This window comes from Gilliamella sp. B3464, from assembly GCF_026536145.1.
In the GTDB taxonomy this organism is placed as follows: Bacteria; Pseudomonadota; Gammaproteobacteria; order Enterobacterales; family Orbaceae; genus Gilliamella.
In genome coordinates, this window is the sequence record NZ_JAFNOQ010000003.1 from 109,327 (window position 1) to 131,457 (window position 22,131).

A 22,131-nucleotide genomic window follows, 5' to 3' on the forward strand; every position below is an offset into this window, starting at 1 on the left:
GCTTATTAGATAAATAAATGTATTTAAATTTTTAAGCTAAAACAAGTTGCTGCGTACCTAAAGCAAGTGGAACAGTTTGCTCTTCGGTAAAAGTGACATATTCCCACGCATCTTGTTTTGCTAATAAAGCTTGTAATAATTGATTATTTAAAGCATGACCAGATTTATAACAAACGACTTCGCCAATCATATTATGGCCACACATATATAAATCACCGATAGTATCGAGCATTTTATGACGAACAAATTCATCTTCAAAACGCAAGCCATCTTCGTTAAGGACTTTATAGTCATCAACCACAATTGCACAATCTAAACTACCACCTAAACACAAACCTTTTGATTGTAATGCTTCAATATCACGCATAAAACCAAATGTTCTTGCTCGGCTAATTTGACGAATAAATGATTCAGACGAAAAATCCAACTGATAACGTTGTGAACTACTATCAATTGCCGGATGATGAAAATCGATAGTAAAATCTAATCTAAACCCATTATATGGTCTAACTTCAGCCCATTTGTCACCATTTTCAACGCGAACAGTTTCTTTAACGCGTAAAAATCGTTTAAGTGCATTTTGCTCGGTAATACCTGCATCAAGCAGTAAATAAACAAACGGACTTGCACTACCATCCATAATTGGGATTTCAGGCGCATCAACTTCGATAATAATGTTATCGATGCCAAGACCTGCTAGCGCTGAGTTAATATGCTCAACAGTTGAGATACGAACGTTATCTTCATTCACTAAGCATGTACAAAGCATAGTATCACGCACTGATTTTGCATCCACCGGAAAATCAACATATGGATTCAAATCAGTACGACGATAAATAACACCTGTATTTTCAGGCGCAGGGCGTAACGTCAAAGTAACTTTTTTGCCGGTATGCAAACCAACACCTGTTGCTTGTATTGTCCTTTTTAATGTTCTTTGTTTCACTTTACACCTACTATTCTATTTGTTTCTATTGACATTAGACAATAAAAAACCAAATAAGTTCAACACTAATTCGCTTGCTTACGGATAAAAGCAGGAATATCTAAAATTTTATTTTCTTCCAGAGGAGAAATGCTTTGCTCATTAACCACTTTAGCTAATTTCTCTTCTTGATGTCCTAAATTACTGCTTTGACCAAATAGCGAGTTTTGTGAAATTGGTTTAGCAATTTTAACTTCTGGACGCTTATCCATACCAATGCCTGTTGCAACAACAGTAACTCGAATTTCATCTGACATATCAGGATCAAAAGTTGTCCCGACAACAACAGTGGCATTATCAGAAGCAAATGCTCTGACTGTACTACCCACTGTTTCGAATTCTTCTAAGCCAAGATCTAAACCGGCGGTAACATTAACTAAGACGCCGCGCGCACCAGATAAATCAATATCTTCTAATAATGGGCTAGAAATGGCCATTTCAGCAGCTTCTTCAGCTCGATTATCACCACTTGCACGACCTGATCCCATCATGGCATATCCCATTTCTGACATCACTGTTCTAACGTCGGCAAAGTCCACGTTGATATGACCAGGTTTAGTAATTAATTCTGCAATACCTTGTACCGCACCTTTTAATACACCATTTGCTGCCGCAAAAGCATCTAATAACTTAACGCCTCTACCCAATACTTTTAGTAATTTATCATTTGGTATAGTAATAAGTGAATCAACATGCTTAGCTAATTCAGCAATACCTTGCTCAGCAAAAGCCATACGCTTTTTACCTTCAAAACCAAATGGTTTTGTCACTACAGCAACGGTCAAAATACCTAACTCTTTAGCGATTTCAGCAACGACTGGGGCAGCACCTGTTCCTGTTCCACCACCCATTCCCGCTGCGATAAATACCATATCAGCGCCTTCAATAGCACTACGAATGACCTCACGATCTTCCTCGGCAGAATTTCTACCCACTTCAGGATTAGCACCAGCACCAAGTCCTTTGGTTACATTGGTACCGATTTGGATAGTTTGACCTACCTTAATTCTTTTTAATGCTTGTGCATCTGTATTTGCCGCAAAAAATTCTACACCTTCAATATGTTCAGCAATCATGTGTTCAACGGCGTTACCACCGCCACCACCAACACCAATAACTTTAATGACTGCTGCTGGTTCATCATCTGCAACCATAGGCTCAAACATAACTTATCTCCAATTATACGATCTTAGAACATTGTACAGATAACCGTCTACAATGTCCACGAAGTTCTTGAAATATATTAGCTAAAATTCTTTTTTAAACCAACCGGTCAAACGTTTAGCTATCCCTTTTAATGATGATTTGTCACTATCTTTGCCATCATCATTTAATAAACTCTGTTTCCCATAGTGTAATAACCCAACTGTCGTTGAACAATAAGGTTTTTGTACATAATCAGTTAGGCCCGAAATATTTAAAGGTTGACCTATACGTACTTGATTTTGAAAAACTTTTTCCGCACACTCAACCATACCTTTAATTTGAGCTGCACCACCAGTTAATACAATACCGGCTGCGAGTTGATATTTGACATTTTGTTTTTTTAGTTCGTCTTGTAGCGAAAGTAATTCTTTTTGAACTAAGGAAAGAAGTTCAGAATAACGAGGTTCTATGACATCAGCAAGTGTCTGTCTTTGTAAAGAACGAGATGGTCTACCGCCGACACTCGGTACATCGATGACTTCATCTTTACCAATTAATGAACCGACAGCACAACCATAGCGAATTTTAATATTTTCAGCATCCATTGGTGGGGCACCAAAGGCATAAGCGATATCGCTAGTAACAACATTTCCCGCATAAGGAATGACAACAGAATGACGTAAAGCACCACCTGTATACACCGTCACATCCATTGTGCCGCCGCCCATATCAATAACACAGACGCCTAATTCCTTTTCATCATCAGTCAATACTGCATAACTCGATGCTAAGCCAGAAAAAATAAGCTGATCAACTTTTAAACCACAACGTTCAACCGCTTTTACAATGTTTCTGGCCATATCATTATGGCAAGTGACTAAATGCACTTTAGCTTTCATACGTACGCCAGACAAACCAATCGGATTTTTTATTCCTTCTTGTAAATCAATGGAATATTCTTGGGCAATAACATGTAAGATTCGATGTTCATCTAAAATTCTGACTGATTTTGCTGTATGCACCACATTTTCAACATCTTCGGCGGTCACTTCCTCATCGGCAATTGGCACCATACCAATTTCATTTTGACAACGAATATGTTTGCCAGAAAGACTTAAATAAACCGAAGATATTTGGCAATCTGCCATTAGCTCAGCTTGATCAACAGCACGTTGGATTGATTTCACCACAGATTCTAGATCGTTAACACCACCTTTATCAACGCCTTTTGATGGGCAGTGCCCTACACCAATGATATTAATAATACCATCGGGAAGAACCTCACCAACAAGAGCAAGTACTTTTGATGTACCAACTTCTAGTCCTACAACCAATTTTTTTTCTGTTGCTTTCATACTTCAGCCTTTATTTATTCCTTACTGCGCTATTTTTTCTCTTTGTACTGAAATACCATTTTCATAACGTAAATCAGCGACCGTTATTCTTTCATTTGTTGGTATTCTTGATTGTATTTCAGGAAATAATTTCATAAATAGTTGATAACGCTCTTCGATGTTTTCACTTCCTAACACCAATTTTATTTCCTGATCTTCAACACATATACCAGCAATACATTGTTTTACCATCAGTTGCCAAGCATTTCGCTCATCGGATATTGCCGCGTCAATCTTTAATGCCAACTGATTATTAGCCAGTTTTTTAGATAAATTATCTAATTTATAATATGTTTCGAGTACTGATTTTGCTTTACCTTCAGGTCCATATAGCCTTGGTAATTTTAAATCGTTAATACGATCCAAAGGTACACTAAATACAACGCCATTTTCATCAAGTAAAAATAAATCATTCCAATAAAATGCCGGTTTATACTCTTCGACATGAACAATCAATCGATCCGGCCACTGTTTTCGTACACTGGCATGCTTAACCCATGGAAAGCGCATGACTTCTTGCTGAATATCATCAACATCTTGTCCAATATAAGTATTTGGTAAACCTAAACCTAAAATCGCTTCCCGAAGGTCATTTTCCGTTGTATAAGTATGTTCTCCGCTCAATGTTAACTGAGACAATACCATTTGTTCTGGATCATCCATCCACTCTTTAATACTTTGCACAATCCAAGTGCTAATTAAAATAATCATAATAAAGAACAAAAATCCCATGAATTGTTCTGTATTACGAAAAATAAGCAGGCGCCTTTTTTTTCTTTCTTCTCGTCGATGTGCTGCTTGCCTAACTTGTTTCATAAAAATAGGGCCATTATATAGTTGCCAGTTTTAAAATTCGTGTAACTAGTTCACTAAATGACCAACCGTATTGCTTGGCTGCCATTGGCACTAAACTATGATCTGTCATACCTGGAGCGGTATTGACTTCAAGTAAATAAGGATTTTGATTATCGTCAAACATAATATCTACCCTTCCCCACCCTCGACATCCTACTGCTTTATAAGCATCAAGGGCCAATTTACGAATTTCCTGTTCTTTATTTTCGGGTAAACCGCTTGGGCAAAAGTATTGTGTTGAGTCAGATAGATACTTTGCATCATAATCATAAAATTTGGTAGCTGGTTTAATGTAAATTGCGGGTAAAACTTCTTCACCAACAATTGCTACTGTAAATTCCGGTCCAGATAAAAATGACTCAACCATCACCGCATCATCATATTGAAAAGCAACATCTATAGCATCTTTCAATTCAGAGATTTCATTAACTCTTGCCATCCCAACGCTTGATCCTTCATGAATTGGCTTTACAAATAGCGGTAAACCAAGTTGTTTAACAATAGACTCAACATCAACAGGTTGGGTTTTATTAACCATAACATAATTGGCAACCGGCAAATCCATTGCTTTCCAAATTAATTTGGTTTTTAATTTATCCATTGTCAGTGCAGATGACAACACATCACTGCCTGTATAAGGAATATTTTGATAAGTTAAAATGGCCTGAACAATACCATCTTCACCTCCACGTCCATGCAGTATGATGAAAGCTTTATTAAAACCTTGTTGCTTTAGATCCGTAATAGCATGGTCTTTAGTATCAATAAGATGGGCATCAATCCCACTGGCCAATAATCCGGCTAGCACTGCACGACCAGATTTAATCGACACTTCACGTTCCGCAGAGGTACCACCATATAATACAGCTACTTTATCGTTCATGATTATTATACCTCTTTTGAATATAATTGAGCACTGGCTAATTGTCGAGCAATACGACCTACACTACCAGCACCTTGTGTTAATAATAAATCCCCACCTTGCAATAATTCCTGCATAATCTCAGGTAGAAGATCTAAATCGGAAACATAAATTGGATCAACTTTACCGCGATTACGAATCGAACGACATAAAGATCGACTATCCGCTCCCGCAATGGGTTGCTCACCGGCGGAATAAACATCCAACATAACCAGCGCATCGACTTGAGAAAGTACTTGCGCAAAATCATCAAATAAATCCCGAGTTCGAGTATATCGATGGGGTTGAAACAACATGACTAATCGACGATCGGGCCAACCATTTCTTGCTGCCTGTATTGTTGCATTAACTTCACTTGGATGATGACCATAATCATCCACCATCATAATATCGCTGCCATTGACATGCGGGAAGACCCCCAATAAATCAAACCGTCTACTGGTGCCCGCAAATTTAGCTAAGGCATGAATAATTGACTCATCGTCAATACCATCTTCAGTGGCAGCAATAATTGCAGCAGCTGAATTTAACGCATTGTGTTTTCCTGGTGCATTTAATTCTATCTGTAAATCTTCATGATTTGGTCGGCACACCGTGTAATAGCTGATACCTTGTTCCTGACGATAATTTTTAATGACCACATCCGCTTCTTCACTAAATCCATAAGTGATAATTTTACGCCCGACAATAGGTAATAAATCACGATTAAATGGATCGTCATAACACATTATTGCTAAACCATAAAAAGGAAGATTACGTAAAAACGAGATAAATGTCTGTTTAAGATTTTCGACATTACCTTGATAAGTATCCATATGATCAGGTTCAATATTGGTGACAATCGATACCATTGGTTGCAAATGAAGAAATGAAGCATCACTTTCATCTGCTTCGGCAATAAAATAACGGCTGCTACCTAATTGCGCATGTGTGCCAGCTGCTTTAACCAATCCCCCATTAACAAAAGTCGGGTCAAGTTTTGCTTCAGCATAGATAGCTGTAACCATGGCTGTTGTTGTGGTTTTACCGTGTGTACCGGCAATGGCAATACCATAGCGAAAACGCATTAGTTCGGCTAACATTTCTGCCCGTTGAATAACTGGAATACGCGCTTCACGTGCCGCAACAACTTCTATGTTATCTTGCGAAATAGCTGAAGATATCACAACAACACTTGAACCGAGTATATTTTCGGCCGCATGCCCAATAACAATTTTTGCACCTAATGTCTCTAAATGTTGTGTTACCGCGTTTTCAGCAATGTCCGAGCCACTAATTTGATAACCTTCATTAGCCAAAACTTCGGCAATTCCTCCCATGCCAGCGCCACCTATCCCAACAAAATGGATATGTTTGACACGTTTCATTTCGGGAATAATTGCTCTTAATTCAGCTAATTCCTTCGTATTCACAATCGAACTCCTAATTATACTGTTTTTATTTACGTGTTATGCCTTAACTTTATTGAGTATTCTATTATGCTTATTATTAATGAACTCAATAATTGATATGTCATAACGATATTATTAATCTTAAACATCTTAAGTAAGATGATTACATCACATTATATAAAAAATTAATCATTTTACTACTGAACACAAGGTTTGAGCCACTCTTTCTGTCGAATTCACAATGGCTAAACTTTTAGCCTTAACGGCCATATCTATTAACTCCGATCGATTTAAATTTTCAAGTAAATGAGAAAGCGATGCAACATTAAAATCGGGTTGCTCAATAATAGTTGCAGCACCAATATCGGCTAAAGATTTTGCATTCCAATATTGCTGGCGATCTTTATGCATAAATGGCACGAAAATCGCCCCTATACCGACCACTTCAATTTCACTTACTGTTAGTGCTCCACTTCGGCAAATGACAATATCTGCCCAATTATAAGCCTCGGCAACATCAGAAATAAATTCAGTAATTTTATTGTTTGTCATATCACAATCTTGATAAGACTGAGAAACTGATTCTAGCATTCCTTTTCCTGTTTGATGCCAAACTACATATTTATCGGACAATTTGGTTATCACTTTAGGCACAATATCATTAATCACTTTAGCACCTTGACTACCGCCCATTACTAATACTCGAATTGGACCTTGTCTATCTTTCAATCTTTCACTAGGATCAGCTAGTTGCAATAAATCATTGCGAACCGGATTACCCACTACCTCAGCATGGGGGAAAGCAGTAGGAAAAGCTTGAAGCACTTTAGTTGCAATTTTCGCTAACCATTTGTTAGTTAAACCAGCAATACCATTTTGTTCATGTAATACAATAGGTATACCTAAAGTTTTAGCTGCAATTCCACCTGGACCTGATACATATCCCCCCATACCAAGCACTACATCAGGACGATAAGCTTTCAAAATTTTTCTTGCTTGCAAAACCGCTTTAACAATTTTATAAGGTGCTTTTAATAAAGCGCTTATTCCTTTTCCGCGTAAACCTGATATTTGGATAAAATCAATATCAATTCCATTTTCAGGAACTAAATGCGCTTCCATTCTATCTGCTGTACCAAGCCACCTAACTTGCCACCCTTGTTTCATCAAATAATGCGCAACGGCAATACCTGGAAATACATGACCGCCTGTGCCACCAGCCATCACTAATAATTTTTTCATTATTTTATTGACCTTATTCTTGCTTGTGCTTGTTTTTGTCTAAACTCATAGTCTATTCGCAGTAATATAGCAACAGCAATGCTCATTACAATAAGACTTGAACCACCGTAGCTAATAAATGGTAATGTTAACCCTTTAGTTGGTAACATGCCTGATGTTACGCCTATGTTAACGAAAGTTTGAAAACCAAACCAAATACCAATTTCACAAGCTAAATAACCTGAAAACTGCGAACCATCATTAAGTGCTCTATATCCAATAGCTAATGCTTTAAATGTTAGAAAAAATAACAACATCAATAAAGCAACAACCCCAAGATAACCATATTCCTCAGAAATAATGGAAAAAATAAAATCTGTATGACATTCGGGTAAATAGCCCAATTTAAGAATTGAATTGCCCATTCCTTGACCAGTAATACCACCACTACCAATGGCCATCAATGAAGCAACTAACTGATAGCCCGATCCTGTTGCGTCTTGCCAAGGATCGAGAAAGGTTAATAAACGGGTTAAACGATAAGCTTCATATAAAATCAAACATATCACAGCACCAACACCCGTCAACAAAATAGCAATAAATTGCCACAACTGAGCACCGGCAATAAATAAAATACCAATGGTTACCATAAACAGCACAATAACGGTACCTAAATCGGGTTGTTTTAAGAGTAGAATTGATAAAACAGCCATCACCACCATAGGTTTAAAAAATCCCCAAAAACGATTTTGCACTTCATCGGATTTGCGTGATAGATAGGCTGCTAGAAAAATAAATAAAGATAATTTGGCTAACTCAGCCGGTTGGAAGTTAAAAACACCTAATGGGATCCAACGCGATGCACCATTGATTGAAGAGCCTATGCCTAATACAATCACTAACATAATAATGGCAACAATTAAAAGAGCGGTACTAAATTGTTGCCAGCGCTGCATAGGAATATACAATGTTACAAACATTAAAAACAGGGACATAGCCAACTGAATTAATTCGCGCTGGGTATAGAAAAAAGGATTAGTTTCACTAAATGACATCGATGCCGATGTCACCATAATCAAACCAAAAATCATTAAACCAAACACTGTCCAGAGTAATGAATTATCAAACGGTATATTTGGATTTACCTGTTTTTTTATCCAAAAAAACGTCATTTTTCACTCCTTTGAGCATATTGCTTTGCCAGTTGAGCAAATTGATTACCTCGCTCAATATAATTTTTAAATTGATCTAAACTGGCGCACGCAGGGGAAAGCAATACCACATCATCCACCTTAACTTTATTCGCGATCAGTTGCATTGCATCTGCCATGGTTTCAGTCACAGTAGTTTTACTCGGTGCTAATTTTGCAAGTAATTGACGGTCTCGCCCAAAACAAAAAACCTCAATCTGGTTATTTTGTAAGTAAGGAATCAGAGGGGTAAAATCGGCAGATTTTCCATCACCACCTAATAGTAAATATAACTTACCTTGGCACACTATACTATTTAACGCTGCCTCGGTGCTTCCAACATTGGTCGCTTTTGAATCATTAATCCATTTCACACCATTTTGTTGATATACCAATTCAAATCGGTGAGCTAAACCTTGAAAGGTTGCTATGGTTGCTAAACTTGACGTTCTGGAAATACCTAATCGATCACTAATAGCAAGCGCAGCCAACGCATTTAAATAATTATGACGCCCAATTAGTTTCATCTCTTTAGTCGATAAAACCACTTCATTTTGTGCAATTAAATGTTCACACTTATCATCTAAATGGTAATCGCCTTTATTTACCCCAAATGAGACACAATTTTGCTCATTAGACGCAGGTATTGTTAATTTATCATCGTGATTAAATACGCAATACTTTGCATTATGATAGATGCGTTGTTTAGCTTGAGCATATTGCATTAAACCTAGCGGATAGCGATCCATGTGATCTTCGGATATATTTAAAATCGTCGCTACAGTTGCTTGTAAACTAAAAGTTGTTTCTAATTGGAAGCTTGAAAGTTCAAGCACATACACATCAACATTTTGTTTTAAAAGTGATAATGCCGGCTCACCGATATTACCACCAACACCAACCTTAATACCTGATGATTTAACAATATCACCAACCAATGTTGTGACGGTTGTTTTACCATTGGCGCCGGTAATGGCAACTACTTGCTTATTGGCTTGCTTGTTAACCTCGCGGCAGAAAAGTTCTATATCGCCTATAATTTCAATACCTTGGTTTGCCGCTTGTTGTAATTGTGGCGTAGATAAAGCTATACCGGGACTTGCGATAATTAAATCAGCATCTAACAACCAATCAAGCTTTAGATCACCTAAATGGTATTCAATACGGCTGTCTAATAGTTCTAATCCTTGTGGCTTTAAACGTGTATCAATCACTTTTGGAATCACATTTTGAGCAAGAAAATAGTCCACACAAGAGAGCCCTGTGATGCCTAAGCCAATAATAACAACGTTTTTGCCCTGATAGCTAATCATGATTTAATCCTGATCTTATTAATTAACGTAATTTCAACGTTAATAACCCAATTAATACTAACATTAATGAAATAATCCAAAAACGAACAATCACCCGAGGTTCCGGCCAACCTTTAAGTTCATAATGATGATGTATTGGCGCCATTCTGAAAATTCTTTTACCTCGTAATTTATAAGAACCAACCTGTAAAATTACCGATAACGTTTCAATAACAAATATACCACCCATTATCAGTAATAAAAATTCTTGGCGTAATAATACTGAAATGATGCCAAACACACCACCTAACGCTAAAGACCCTACATCGCCCATAAATACCATAGCCGGATACGTGTTGAACCATAAAAAGCCAAGTCCAGCACCGACGATTGCAGTGCAAACAATCATGAGTTCTCCACTGAATTTAATATAGGGAATATGTAAATAAGCAGCAAAATTAACATTACCGGTAGCCCAAGATACTAAAGCAAAACCTGCTGCAACAAATACTGTTGGCATGATGGCAAGTCCATCAAGTCCATCCGTCAAATTAACCGCATTACCGGCACCAACGATGACCACATAGGTTAGCAAAATAAAGAATAATCCTAATTGTGGCATCACATCTTTGAAAAAAGGAACAACTAATACGGTTACCGCTGTATCTTTACCATAAGCATAAAGGCCGAACGCAACAATTAAGGCAATAACTGATTGCCAAAAGTATTTCCACCTAGCAATAAGGCCCGCTGTATTTTTACGAATAACTTTTAAATAATCGTCTGCAAAACCAACAATACCGTAACCAATTAAAACAAATAAGGTTACCCAGACATAAGGATTACGCAGATCTGCCCATAAAAAAACTGAAATCGAGATTGATGCCAAAATGAGGGTTCCTCCCATTGTTGGCGTCCCTTTTTTGCTTAAATGCGATTCGGGCCCATCATTACGAATGACTTGACCAATCTGCAATTTTTGAAGCCAATCAATGACCTTTTGCCCCATAATTAATGAAATAGCTAATGAAGTTAACAGCGCTAAGATGGCCCTGACCGTTAAATAAGAGATAACATTAAAAAAAGTAAAATATTTAACTAAATGTTCTGATATTAAAAACAACATAATTTTAATCCTGAATCAACATTGTTCGATTTGAATTTTTTCGATGAGCTCTTCCATTTTAGCGCTACGTGATCCTTTAACTAGTATGGTTAAAATTGGATGCTGCCGTAGTAACATTAACAGATAATTCACTGCATCTTGTTTATGATTAAAATGGTGGCCGACACCACTATACTGGCTAATAAATTGACTTAAATTACCGACACTAATGACACAATCAAGTTTTTCGTGATGAGCAAGTTCACCAATTTGTTGATGATATTTTTCGGCATCTTCGCCTAATTCAGCCATATCACCAACAACTAAAATTCGATAACCAGGTTGCTTTGCTAAAACCTTAATAGCTGCCGACATTGAACCAACATTAGCATTATAAGCATCATCCAAAATTAACTGGGTTTGATTTAATTGTATTGGAAACAATCGACCTTTTACCGGTTTTAAGGTAGCTAAACCTTGCTTTATTTGATTAAACGTTGCGCCTACAGAAATCGCTAAAGCTGACGCCGCAACCGCATTAGAAACATTATGTTCACCAATCAAGGGAAGTTCTAGTGCACATTGACCATTAGGTGTATGTAAGATAAATGAAGTGGTCTGAGCGATTTGAATATTACTGGCATAAAAATTAGCCGATGGATTAGATAATGAAAAGGTCCATACCGTTTTGTTACCTAACGAATTAAACCACTTATCACTACAGCTATCTAAATTGATGATAGCAATACCATGATTCGCTAATCCTGCAAAAATTTCACCTTTGGCGGTTGCCACTCCATCAAGCGAACCAAAGCCTTCAAGGTGCGCCTGCGCAATATTATTAATTAGAGCACTTTGGGGTTTAACAATATTAGTTGTATACGCAATTTCACCAATGTGATTCGCGCCTAATTCTATTACTGCATATTGATCTTGCTCAGTTAGACGGAATAACGTTAACGGTACACCAATATCATTATTAAAATTGCCCTGAGTATAAAGTGTCTGACCACAATGTTGTAAAATTGCGGCAGTCATTTCTTTAACCGAGGTTTTACCCGAAGAACCAGTGAGCGCAACAATTTTAGCATGACTTAACTGACGAACCGCCGCCGCAATAAGCCCAAGTGCAATTTTTGTATCCTTAACGACAATTTGAGCAATAGCATTATTGTCAATTTTATGATCAACAATAACCACACTAGCGCCTTGTTCTATTGCTTGTTCAACAAAAACATGCCCATCAAAATGATCACCCACTAAGGCAATAAATACTGCATTTTTGATAATGTTTCTGGAGTCTGTACAAATAGCATCAATCATCATATCTTCGTTTAAGATATGATAAGATTGACCATTTATGACTTTTTTGATTTGTTTAATTTGTAATGGAATCATGATTGATTCGCTACTCCTAAAAGCTGTTTCACTGTTTCTTGATCAGAATAGTGATATTTGGTTTTACCTACAATCTGGTAATCCTCGTGCCCTTTGCCTGCAATTAATATTACATCATTAGATTTAGCTTGTTTTAGTGTATAAGTAATCGCTTGTTTTCTATCAGGGATGACTTTTACATGGGTACCATCATGTAACCCTTGTTGAATATCATGAATAATGTTCATTTCATCTTCAGTGCGTGGATTATCATTAGTTAGTACAATTTGATCAGCAAATTGTTCAGCCACTTCAGCCATTAATGGGCGCTTTCCACTATCTCTATCACCACCACAACCAAAAATCACCCATAACGTTCCTTTGCAGTGAATTCGGCTAGCTTGTAACGCTTTTTGTAATGCATCTGGCGTATGCGCATAATCGACAATAACTGTAGGACTATTTTTTTCGTGTAGAACTTCCATTCGTCCACAAATTGGTTTAAGAAAAGAGGCCATATTCACAACAGCAAAAAATGGGTAATCTAGTGTTAATAAAGTTGCAATGGACAAAAGTAGATTAGAAACATTAAATTCACCTAATAATCGGCTATTGATAATGGCATTTCCCCAACTTGACTCCATATGAATTTTGGCGCCTTTATCGTGGTATTCAATCATCGATACGCCAACATAAGGTATATTTAGTGCTTTTAAACGACGTAACGATTTAGGCTGGCAAGATACCGCTGTCACCTGTGTCAGTTTTTCAATCCATCGCTTGCCATATTTATCATCATAATTCACAATTGACTTGCCCGAATTTAGTACTTGCTTTTGCTTTTCTTCTGGAGTGAATAATGACCATTTTGCTTTCGCGTATTTACTCATAGTTTTATGATAATCAAGATGATCTCGACTGAGATTGGTAAATACGGTTGCGGCACAATTTAAACTTTTAACGCGGTCCATGGCTAAACCATGTGAAGAAATTTCCATTGCTACAACTTTGACATGCTTTTTCACAAAATCGGCTAATAAAGTTTGTACATCGATAGCTGATGCAGTGGTATTGGTTGATGGCTCGAGCTGATGATTATAAATGCCATTACCAATAGTACCTAAAATAGCGGTTTTTTCATTTAATAACGTAGTACATTGAGCAATAAGTTGTGTCACTGTGGTTTTACCATTAGTGCCTGTTACTCCAATCACTGACAATTTTTTGGAAGGTGAATGATAAAAATCATTAGCAATCATCGACAAACGATGTGACAATTGAAAAATACTGATTTGTGGTATTACAGACTTATCATCTTGCTTAAGATAATTAATTTTTAAATTATTCGATTTTCGATTAGTTTCAATAAGTATCGCAACGGCACCTGCCAAAATGGCTTGTTCAATAAAATTACGACCATCTACGGTATGCCCTTTGATCGCAACAAACACATCGTTTTTTTCCACTTGACGACTATCGATACGTAAATGATTAAGCGGAAAATCGGCTAATTCTAATTTGCCAGTTCCACCTAATAATTCAAATAATGTTTTAAATGTGCTTGTAGACATCATTTACCACCTGTTAATAAATAATCATTTGCCCATCAACTTGACGATCTGGCTTCACATTCATTGTTCGAAGAACCCCCCCCATAATACGGCTAAAAACAGGTGCGGATACTGAACCACCATAATATTGACCGGCTTTCGGGTTATCAATAACAACAACTAATGAATATTTAGGACCGGTTGCCGGTGCAATTCCTGCGGTATAAGCTAAATATTGATTGACATAGCGTCCACCCGATAATTTTTTTGCAGTACCCGTTTTAACGCCAACACTATAACCAGGTACCGAAGCTTTAGTTCCCCCACCTGTCACAGCCACAGCTTCCATCAATTGCACGACTGTTTTAGCTATTTTTTCTTGTACTACGCGTTCACCTTTAACCGGTTCTGTAATTTTTAAGATAGAAACAGGACGATATATACCGTAACTACCAATAGTTGCATAAGCTCTTGCTAATTGTAACGGTGTGACACTTAAACCATACCCGAATGCAAAGGTGGCGCGCTCAATATCTGCCCATTTTCTGGTACGATCAGCAGCAATAGATCCACTCACTTCACCACCTAATCCTAATCCCGTTGGCTGACCTAAACCAAAACGACTATAAAATTCAACTAACTCGCCAGGCTGCATTTGTAATGCTAATTTACTGACCCCAACATTACTTGATTTTTCTAAAATGCCCGCTAGATTTAATGATTTTTGATACGACACGTCTTTAATTTCATACCGATTCACAAAAAATGGTCGGGTATCAATGATGGTATTTACATCTGCAATTTTTTTCTCTAAAGCTGCCATAACAACTAATGGTTTAACTGTTGAACCAGGTTCAAACGCATCAGTGACAGCTCTATTACGTAATAAATTATAATCAATAGAGGAACGATTATTAGGATTATAAGACGGGCTCGTTGCCATCGCTAAAATTTCACCTGTATGCACATCAATTAAAACAGCTGTTCCACTATCGGCTTTATTAAATTCAACCGCTTGACTTAATTCGCTGTACACTAAAGATTGCAAGCGTTCATCAATACTTAACGTTAAATCGGATGCGGCTTCACTATCAGTTCGTTCTAACTCTTCAATAACCCGACCAACTCGGTCACGTCTTACGACTCGTTGTCCTGATTCACCAATTAACCATTTATTGAAGCTTTTTTCTATCCCTTCAGAACCCCGTTCGGTGCCGTTATCGTCGATATCGGTTAAACCAATTAACTGCGCAATATTTTCAGCAGCTGGATAATAACGTTTGGATGTTTTAGCAAACGAAATACCTGGTAGTTTTAACTGTTTTAAATAATCCGCTATTGTTGGTGTAATTTGCTTAGTTAAATACACAAAACGCATAGATGGATTACTCAATTTTTGCTGTAAGGTTGACATTGAAATATTGAGTGTTTTGGCTAAACCTTGCCACCTAATATCATCAGCCTTGACACCACCTTTTTGTACAACAATTTTAGGATCCGCCCACACATCAAACATTGGCACACTCACGGCAAGCGCTCGACCATTACGATCAGTAATCATGGCACGCGGTGCATCCATTTCTTGATGGCGAATGGATCGTTTATTACCTTCAGCAATAAGCTTATCTGGTTCTATTATCTGCAATATTGCCATTCGAATAATTAAACACACAATAGCAAATATAATAAAACCATAGACGATATAAAAACGGTTAGGTGTAAAAAACTGTTTTTTGTTCGGTTTATTTGCTTTGTTTGTTTTTACAACCTTTTTAGTTTTATCTTTATTATTTTTCACTACAGGTTTCATTATTTACTCTTTATCACAATAACGGTTTCATTTTGAGGCGTCACATATGACATACCCAATTGATTTTTAGCTTTATCTTCAACACGTTTCGGATCGGCAAGTACATTTTCTTCAATAACTAAATTACGCCATTCGCTCTCTAAAACATCTTGTTCTAGTAAAAGTTGCTCACGTTCAAATAGTTGCTTACGAACTTGTTGCGTTGTGATTAATACGGCTCCAGCTGTAATAATGATAAGTATAAGTAATAATAATGAAATTTTTTGATGACCGAGCAAATCACCAACAATTAAGCCAAATAAACTTTTACTTGGTCGCTTTTGATTGTCGATTTCAGCATAAAAATTTTCGCTATCATTTGCTTGATTACTGTTCATTTTTCCTTTCAGCTACCCTTAATATTGCGCTTCTTGAACGCGGGTTGTGATTAATCTCATCCATACTTGGTTTTACCTTGCCAAGTGATTTTAACTCGGCACCACCATATTGTTTAATTTGTTGTTCAGTAAGTGGTAATCCTGCTGGCAACTCAGGTCCTTTACTCTGTTTGCTAATAAATTGCTTAACTATTCGATCTTCTAAAGAATGAAAACTAATTACGGCAAGCCGTCCTTGGTTGGCAAGTATCGACAAACTGGCGTTCAATGCTTGTTCAACTTCTTCAAGTTCGCTATTAATATATATACGAATTGCTTGAAAACTCCGTGTTGCTGGATGTTTATGTTTATCTTTTTTAGGTGTTGTTTGTTCAATTAAATTGGCTAACTCTAATGTGCGAGTAATCGGCATAATTTTGTTTTTTTCGACAATAGCTCGCGCAATACGTTTAGCAAATTTTTCTTCACCAAATGTTTTTAATACCCATGCTATATCGGCTTCATCACTATTTAATAGCCACTCACTTGCTGTCATGCCCTGATGATTATTCATCCGCATATCGAGCGGGCCATCACGCATAAACGAAAATCCTCTTTGCGGATCATCAAGTTGCGGAGAAGAAACCCCAAGGTCCAATAAAAAACCATCAACTTTACCAAGTAAGCCTAAATTATCAATATATTGATATACATTAGAAAACTCACCACGAATAAAGGTAAATCGCGGATCAATTATTTCACTCGCTGCCTGTTGAGCTTTGGCATCGCGATCAATGGCAATTAATCTTCCTTCATTACCTAGATGATTTAAAATTAAACGAGAATGACCGCCTCGACCAAAAGTTCCATCAACATAAATACCGTTTTTTTTTATATTTAATGCTGCAATAGCTTCATTTAGTAAAACAGTTGTATGTAGATAGCTCATTAGTCTTGTACTCTATTATTTAGTTAAATCGTTAAATTTTTTAAATTATCGGATAAGTTTGTAATATCAGCCGACAGCTCAGCAATATCTTCACTAATTTGTTGATACCAGATGACTTCATCCCAAATTTCAAATTTATTAGATTGACCTACAAACATGACATGTTTTTCTAATTTTGCGTATGTGCGTAATGTAGGCGGTAATAGGATCCGACCTGAATTATCCATAGGGCACTCAATTGCATAGCCTAGTAATAATCGTTTTATTCGACGCTCTGACTCAACAATAGTAGAAAGTGTTGATAGTTGCTTTTCAATACTTTTCCATTCAGAAATTGAGTAAAGTGACAAGCAAGAATGATATAAACCAATTGTGCAAACCATGCCTTCAGACAAAGCATCACGATAGCGAGTAGGAATAGCCATCCGCCCTTTACTATCTAAATTGACTGAAGTTGCACCACTGAACATGAAAGCACCGTTTTCTTTAAATTTTTATTATTTTTTTATTGATTAAAATCAGATGGTTAAATAATTCTTACTTTTTTACCACTTAAACCCACTTTTTACCACAAAAGTTACAAAAATAATAGGTATTTAATCAATTAATTTAGCGAATATTCATAAAAATAAGTGCACGCTATTTTTACTAAAAATAACTTCAGCTTTGAATATTTAAAATATTTATTTAAATCAATTGGTTAAATGATTTATTTTTTAAACGTTCATACTAACAATAGAAAAAATATGATTAAGAGATGATGTGAATAAAGTAATGAAGTTAAATATTACTCATAATGGATGAGTAATGATTGAGGCTTTAAAGAAAGATTGTGGCCGACATAAGTCGGCACAATCAATAGGCTTACGCAGCAGTCCAAAATATGGTCACATTAACTTTATCTTGCTGTAAAATTGCTCTAACTGGCATTTGGTTAATATCTTTACCTTGTTCGGCTTGTTCTAATACTGACATTTTACTATCACCCACTAAATGTAGATAGATATTGTGACTATTTAAAATAGTAGGCAGCGTTAAAGTAATTCGATCTAAAGGTGCTGTTAATGGTGTCATACCGATAACTTTACGGCCTGATTTCATATCTAAACCGGCAGCTAAATTCGCAGCGCCAGGGAATAATGACGCAGTATGACCATCTTCCCCCATACCTAGAATTAATACATCAAATGGCATTGGTACTTTGTCTAACTGTTTTTCAGTAATTGACGCGCCATCAAATGGATTATTACAGCTATTTTTTAAACCGATAAAATTAGCCAACTTTGCTTTATTTTGTAATAAGTAAGTCATGACCAATTTTTCATTACTGGCATCATCAGTATCATCAACCCATCTATCATCAACCAGAGTAATAAATACACGGCTCCAATCTAAATTTTGCTCACTAAGAGCAATAAATAAAGGAATAGGCGTTTTACCCCCCGATACAGCTATCGAAGCTTGTCCTCTAATTTGAATCGCTTTGGTAAGTTCATTCACGATGTGTGAAGTCAGGTCTTCAACTAATAACTCACTTGTTGCATATTTATTTAGTGTAACCATATTGGATATTCCTTTTATTCAAATTCATGCCATGAATAGCCATCTTTAGTAATTAAAGCGACTGATGCAACCGGTCCCCAAGTACCAGCTTGATAAGTTTTTGGTGTGTCATTATCAGCATCCCATGCATTGATAATAGAATCAACCCATTTCCAAGCAGCTTCAACTTCGTCACGATGAACAAATAGTGCTTGTCGTCCTCGCATCACTTCAAGTAGCAAGCGTTCATAAGCATCAGCACGATGTTGATGGAAAGTTTCACTAAAACTTAAATCAAGCTTAGTTGTTTGTAAAGTATGGGTACTATCTAACCCTGGCACTTTATTAAGAATTTCAATATCCATACCTTCATCAGGCTGTAATCGAATGGTTAACTTATTTTGTGGCAGCTCAGGATAAGATTCACTAAACAAATTCAGTGGTAATGGTTTAAAATAAACAACCACTTCTGAGCATTTGCTTGGTAAACGCTTACCAGTACGCAAATAAAAAGGGACTCCCGCCCACTGCCAATTATCAATATCGACACGAATAGCCACAAAGGTTTCAGTATGGCTGTCTGGGGTTGCACCATCTTCTTCTAAATACCCCGGTACATTAATACCGTTAACAAATCCTGAGGTATATTGACCTCTAACAACTTTATCACGAATATTGGTTTTATTAATTGGTCTAAGTGCATTAAGTACAGCGATTTTTTCATTACGCAAGCTATCATCACCAAGATTAGATGGTGGAGACATTGCAATCATAGTTAAAATCTGTAATAAATGGTTTTGTACCATATCACGCATTTGACCAGCTTTATCAAAATATCCCCAACGCCCTTCAATACCGACTTGCTCAGCAACAGTAATTTCAACATGATCGATTGAATTTCGGTCCCAAAATGAGGCAAATACAGGATTTGCAAAACGTAATGCTAATAAATTTAAAACGGATTCTTTACCTAAATAATGGTCAATACGATAGACTTGTGACTCATTAAAATATTTCGCAACAGAATCGTTAATTTCACGCGATGATTGTAAATCGGTACCGAGTGGTTTTTCCATAACAATTCGGTTTTGGATTTGATTTAATCCCGCTTCAGCTAAACCTTGGCAGATAGTACCAAACGCACCAGGATGCATGGCAAAATAAAAAATAGTTGGTCTGGTTTGGTCAAGTTCATCCTTTAATGCGCTAAAACCAGCAAGATTATTGACATCTAATTTATGAAAATTAAGTCGTTGACTAAATCGTTGCCAAATCGCGTCGTCGATAGGTTCTGGCATAAAAGTAGCCAATGCTTCTTTGGCTACATCGCAATAAGCAGCATGATCCCAATCAGCACGACCTACGCCTAAAATTTTAGTCTGTTTTGGCAACTTACCATATTTTTCCAATTGATATAAAGACGGTAATAATTTACGTCTCGTTAAATCCCCTTTAGCACCAAAAATAACTAAATCGCAAACTGGGATATCAGACATAATTTTCTCCTAAAAAAAGCATATTATCTATTTTATTACGTTGTCCTACCTATGTACACTCAGTTAATAGAGCTAATCATAATAATAGGTATTTGCCTTATTTGATACGAAAACAAAAGGTCACCATGAAGGCGACCTTTTGCGTGGATTAGTAATTGGGTGTTACCCAATTGATGGATAATTTATACGCGCACAAAATCCATATGCACTAATTTTGGTTTGAATGGATGACGTTGTACTGCTTGTACTTTTGCTTTAACAGCTTTACCGTCAACTTCAATAGTTAATACTTCAGAATAAAATTCTGGTTTTTCTTGCATATTAAAAATATGGTTGTGATCAAGCACAACAGAAACTGCTGCTTCACTTCCACCATAGATAATAGCTGGGAATTGACCAGCGTGACGCAGGCGGCGGCTCGCACCCTTACCATGCTCTTTTCTAACTTCTGCTTTTAATGTAAACATTTTAATTTCTCTTAGTAATTTCAAATAAAAACCAATTACAGGCGACCCAGTAATTGGCTATCAAATAGTTGCTTAAAAAGCGCTAGCGATTATAAAGCGTTCTGCAATTTAACGCAATCAAATAATCATACTACTATTAATCAAAACCAAGTATCGATTAAGTTTGTAATACGAATTTACCGTTTACTTTATTAATTCTATCTTAAAACCATAAGACACTTTTTCTGTTGGCGAAAGTTTTAAAGGTTGAGTAATACACGCAGTTTCGACACAAACCATAGATTGATATTCATCATCAGCAAAATCAGCCATTGCTTTTGCTTTATCTACCCATGGATTCCATGTTACAACATCGGTCGAATGATTATTAGTTAACTCAATAGTACGTTGCCCATCTTTAATAATTAACTTATTATCGGCATGGGTGTAAATACGATCGACTTCTTGATTGAAAGTCAGCTGACCTACAGTAGTGGGTTTATTTTCATTTGCTAAACGTTCTTGATAGCTGTCTCCTAAACCTTTAACAAGCACATTGTTAATATTATCTACACCAAAATAGGTATGTAATGCACTTGTTGCTTCAAAATCGCCTTGGCAAGTTAACGTGACTTGGCAAGTATTACCAATATGAATCTGTAACCAAACGTGAAAAGGTTTTGAAAAAAACGGCTCAGTTTGTTGATTATTGGTTAACGATAAAACAAGATCAACGCCATCATTATCTTCGTTGCATGAATCTAGAGTCCACTGCACTATACGGGCAAAACCATGCATAGGATCACCTAATTTACCAAACCAAGGCCAACAAATAGGTACGCCACCACGAATAGCGGTACCTTTTTTAAATACGGCGTTGTTACTTAACCAAACGACTGGTGCAGTTTCAGTTGTCGGTTGCCAAAATAATAGATGCGCACCTTGTAGTGAAACCGCGGCTGTACAAGTTTGGTGATTAATGACTAAAATAGGTAATTCACCATAGGTGGTTTGTTTAACAGATGGGCTTAAAGACTGAGATTGTTTAGCACTATCCAATAGTTGTTTTAAAATACTCATAATTACTCCTATAATGTTTAATCT

At 36.7% G+C, this 22,131-nt stretch carries 20 protein-coding genes; all 20 read right to left on the reverse strand.

Features of this window, described 5'->3' with window-relative positions; genetic code table 11:
- Positions 1-31 precede the first annotated feature (31 nt).
- Positions 32-946 (reverse strand): UDP-3-O-acyl-N-acetylglucosamine deacetylase, encoded by a 915-nt coding sequence (gene lpxC / locus J3U57_RS04490; protein WP_065633869.1) that lies wholly within the window; start codon positions 944-946, stop codon positions 32-34.
- A gap of 65 nt (positions 947-1,011) precedes the next feature.
- Positions 1,012-2,139 carry a cell division protein FtsZ gene (gene ftsZ / locus J3U57_RS04495; RefSeq protein WP_416379582.1) on the reverse strand — a complete coding sequence of 376 codons (1,128 nt, stop codon included), beginning with the start codon at positions 2,137-2,139 and terminating at the stop codon, positions 1,012-1,014.
- Between the two features lie 93 nt (positions 2,140-2,232).
- Positions 2,233-3,486: a cell division protein FtsA gene (gene ftsA / locus J3U57_RS04500; RefSeq protein ID WP_267333542.1), complete on the reverse strand. Its 1,254-nt coding sequence runs from the start codon at positions 3,484-3,486 to the stop codon at positions 2,233-2,235.
- Positions 3,487-3,507: 21 nt separating this feature from the next.
- On the reverse strand, positions 3,508-4,341 hold the full coding sequence (locus J3U57_RS04505; protein WP_267333543.1) for an FtsQ-type POTRA domain-containing protein: 834 nt from the start codon (positions 4,339-4,341) through the stop codon (positions 3,508-3,510).
- Between the two features lie 13 nt (positions 4,342-4,354).
- A complete protein-coding gene (locus tag J3U57_RS04510) occupies positions 4,355-5,263 on the reverse strand; it encodes a D-alanine--D-alanine ligase (RefSeq protein WP_065633873.1) in 909 nt (302 codons plus the stop codon).
- 5 nt (positions 5,264-5,268) lie between these two features.
- A complete protein-coding gene (gene murC, locus J3U57_RS04515) occupies positions 5,269-6,714 on the reverse strand; it encodes a UDP-N-acetylmuramate--L-alanine ligase (protein WP_065798417.1) in 1,446 nt (481 codons plus the stop codon).
- Positions 6,715-6,882: 168 nt separating this feature from the next.
- Positions 6,883-7,935, reverse strand: a complete 1,053-nt coding sequence (gene murG, locus J3U57_RS04520) for an undecaprenyldiphospho-muramoylpentapeptide beta-N-acetylglucosaminyltransferase (protein ID WP_267343955.1) — start codon at positions 7,933-7,935, stop codon at positions 6,883-6,885.
- The gene (gene ftsW, locus J3U57_RS04525; protein ID WP_267333545.1) at positions 7,935-9,086 is read right to left on the reverse strand and encodes a cell division protein FtsW; all 1,152 of its coding nucleotides are present in this window, start codon (positions 9,084-9,086) and stop codon (positions 7,935-7,937) included. The genes murG and ftsW overlap by 1 nt, the downstream gene beginning before the upstream one ends.
- Positions 9,083-10,417 carry a UDP-N-acetylmuramoyl-L-alanine--D-glutamate ligase gene (murD, locus tag J3U57_RS04530; protein ID WP_267343956.1) on the reverse strand — a complete coding sequence of 445 codons (1,335 nt, stop codon included), beginning with the start codon at positions 10,415-10,417 and terminating at the stop codon, positions 9,083-9,085. The genes ftsW and murD overlap by 4 nt, the downstream gene beginning before the upstream one ends.
- Positions 10,418-10,439: 22 nt before the next feature.
- A complete protein-coding gene (mraY, locus tag J3U57_RS04535) occupies positions 10,440-11,522 on the reverse strand; it encodes a phospho-N-acetylmuramoyl-pentapeptide-transferase (RefSeq protein WP_267333547.1) in 1,083 nt (360 codons plus the stop codon).
- A gap of 15 nt (positions 11,523-11,537) precedes the next feature.
- On the reverse strand, positions 11,538-12,899 hold the full coding sequence (murF, locus tag J3U57_RS04540; protein WP_267343957.1) for a UDP-N-acetylmuramoyl-tripeptide--D-alanyl-D-alanine ligase: 1,362 nt from the start codon (positions 12,897-12,899) through the stop codon (positions 11,538-11,540).
- Positions 12,896-14,449, reverse strand: coding sequence for a UDP-N-acetylmuramoyl-L-alanyl-D-glutamate--2,6-diaminopimelate ligase (gene murE / locus J3U57_RS04545; RefSeq protein WP_267343958.1), 1,554 nt, complete (start codon positions 14,447-14,449; stop codon positions 12,896-12,898). The genes murF and murE overlap by 4 nt, the downstream gene beginning before the upstream one ends.
- A 13-nt stretch (positions 14,450-14,462) precedes the next feature.
- The gene (gene ftsI / locus J3U57_RS04550) at positions 14,463-16,238 is read right to left on the reverse strand and encodes a peptidoglycan glycosyltransferase FtsI (protein ID WP_267333550.1); all 1,776 of its coding nucleotides are present in this window, start codon (positions 16,236-16,238) and stop codon (positions 14,463-14,465) included.
- Entirely contained in the window at positions 16,238-16,615 is a 378-nt protein-coding gene (ftsL, locus tag J3U57_RS04555; protein WP_065633882.1) for a cell division protein FtsL, read from the reverse strand. The genes ftsI and ftsL overlap by 1 nt, the downstream gene beginning before the upstream one ends.
- Positions 16,605-17,543: a 16S rRNA (cytosine(1402)-N(4))-methyltransferase RsmH gene (rsmH, locus tag J3U57_RS04560; RefSeq protein WP_267358438.1), complete on the reverse strand. Its 939-nt coding sequence runs from the start codon at positions 17,541-17,543 to the stop codon at positions 16,605-16,607. Before rsmH ends, ftsL begins: the two co-directional genes overlap by 11 nt.
- A gap of 23 nt (positions 17,544-17,566) precedes the next feature.
- Positions 17,567-18,013, reverse strand: coding sequence for a division/cell wall cluster transcriptional repressor MraZ (mraZ, locus tag J3U57_RS04565; RefSeq protein ID WP_267333552.1), 447 nt, complete (start codon positions 18,011-18,013; stop codon positions 17,567-17,569).
- 394 nt (positions 18,014-18,407) lie between these two features.
- Positions 18,408-19,106 carry a 6-phosphogluconolactonase gene (pgl, locus tag J3U57_RS04570; RefSeq protein WP_267333553.1) on the reverse strand — a complete coding sequence of 233 codons (699 nt, stop codon included), beginning with the start codon at positions 19,104-19,106 and terminating at the stop codon, positions 18,408-18,410.
- A 14-nt stretch (positions 19,107-19,120) separates the two neighbouring features.
- Positions 19,121-20,581 carry a glucose-6-phosphate dehydrogenase gene (zwf, locus tag J3U57_RS04575; RefSeq protein ID WP_267343960.1) on the reverse strand — a complete coding sequence of 487 codons (1,461 nt, stop codon included), beginning with the start codon at positions 20,579-20,581 and terminating at the stop codon, positions 19,121-19,123.
- Positions 20,582-20,763: 182 nt separating this feature from the next.
- Complete coding sequence (gene rplY / locus J3U57_RS04580; RefSeq protein WP_267333555.1) at positions 20,764-21,048, reverse strand: 50S ribosomal protein L25; 285 nt, start codon at positions 21,046-21,048, stop codon at positions 20,764-20,766.
- A gap of 183 nt (positions 21,049-21,231) precedes the next feature.
- The gene (locus tag J3U57_RS04585; RefSeq protein ID WP_267333556.1) at positions 21,232-22,107 is read right to left on the reverse strand and encodes a D-hexose-6-phosphate mutarotase; all 876 of its coding nucleotides are present in this window, start codon (positions 22,105-22,107) and stop codon (positions 21,232-21,234) included.
- Positions 22,108-22,131: the final 24 nt, after the last annotated feature.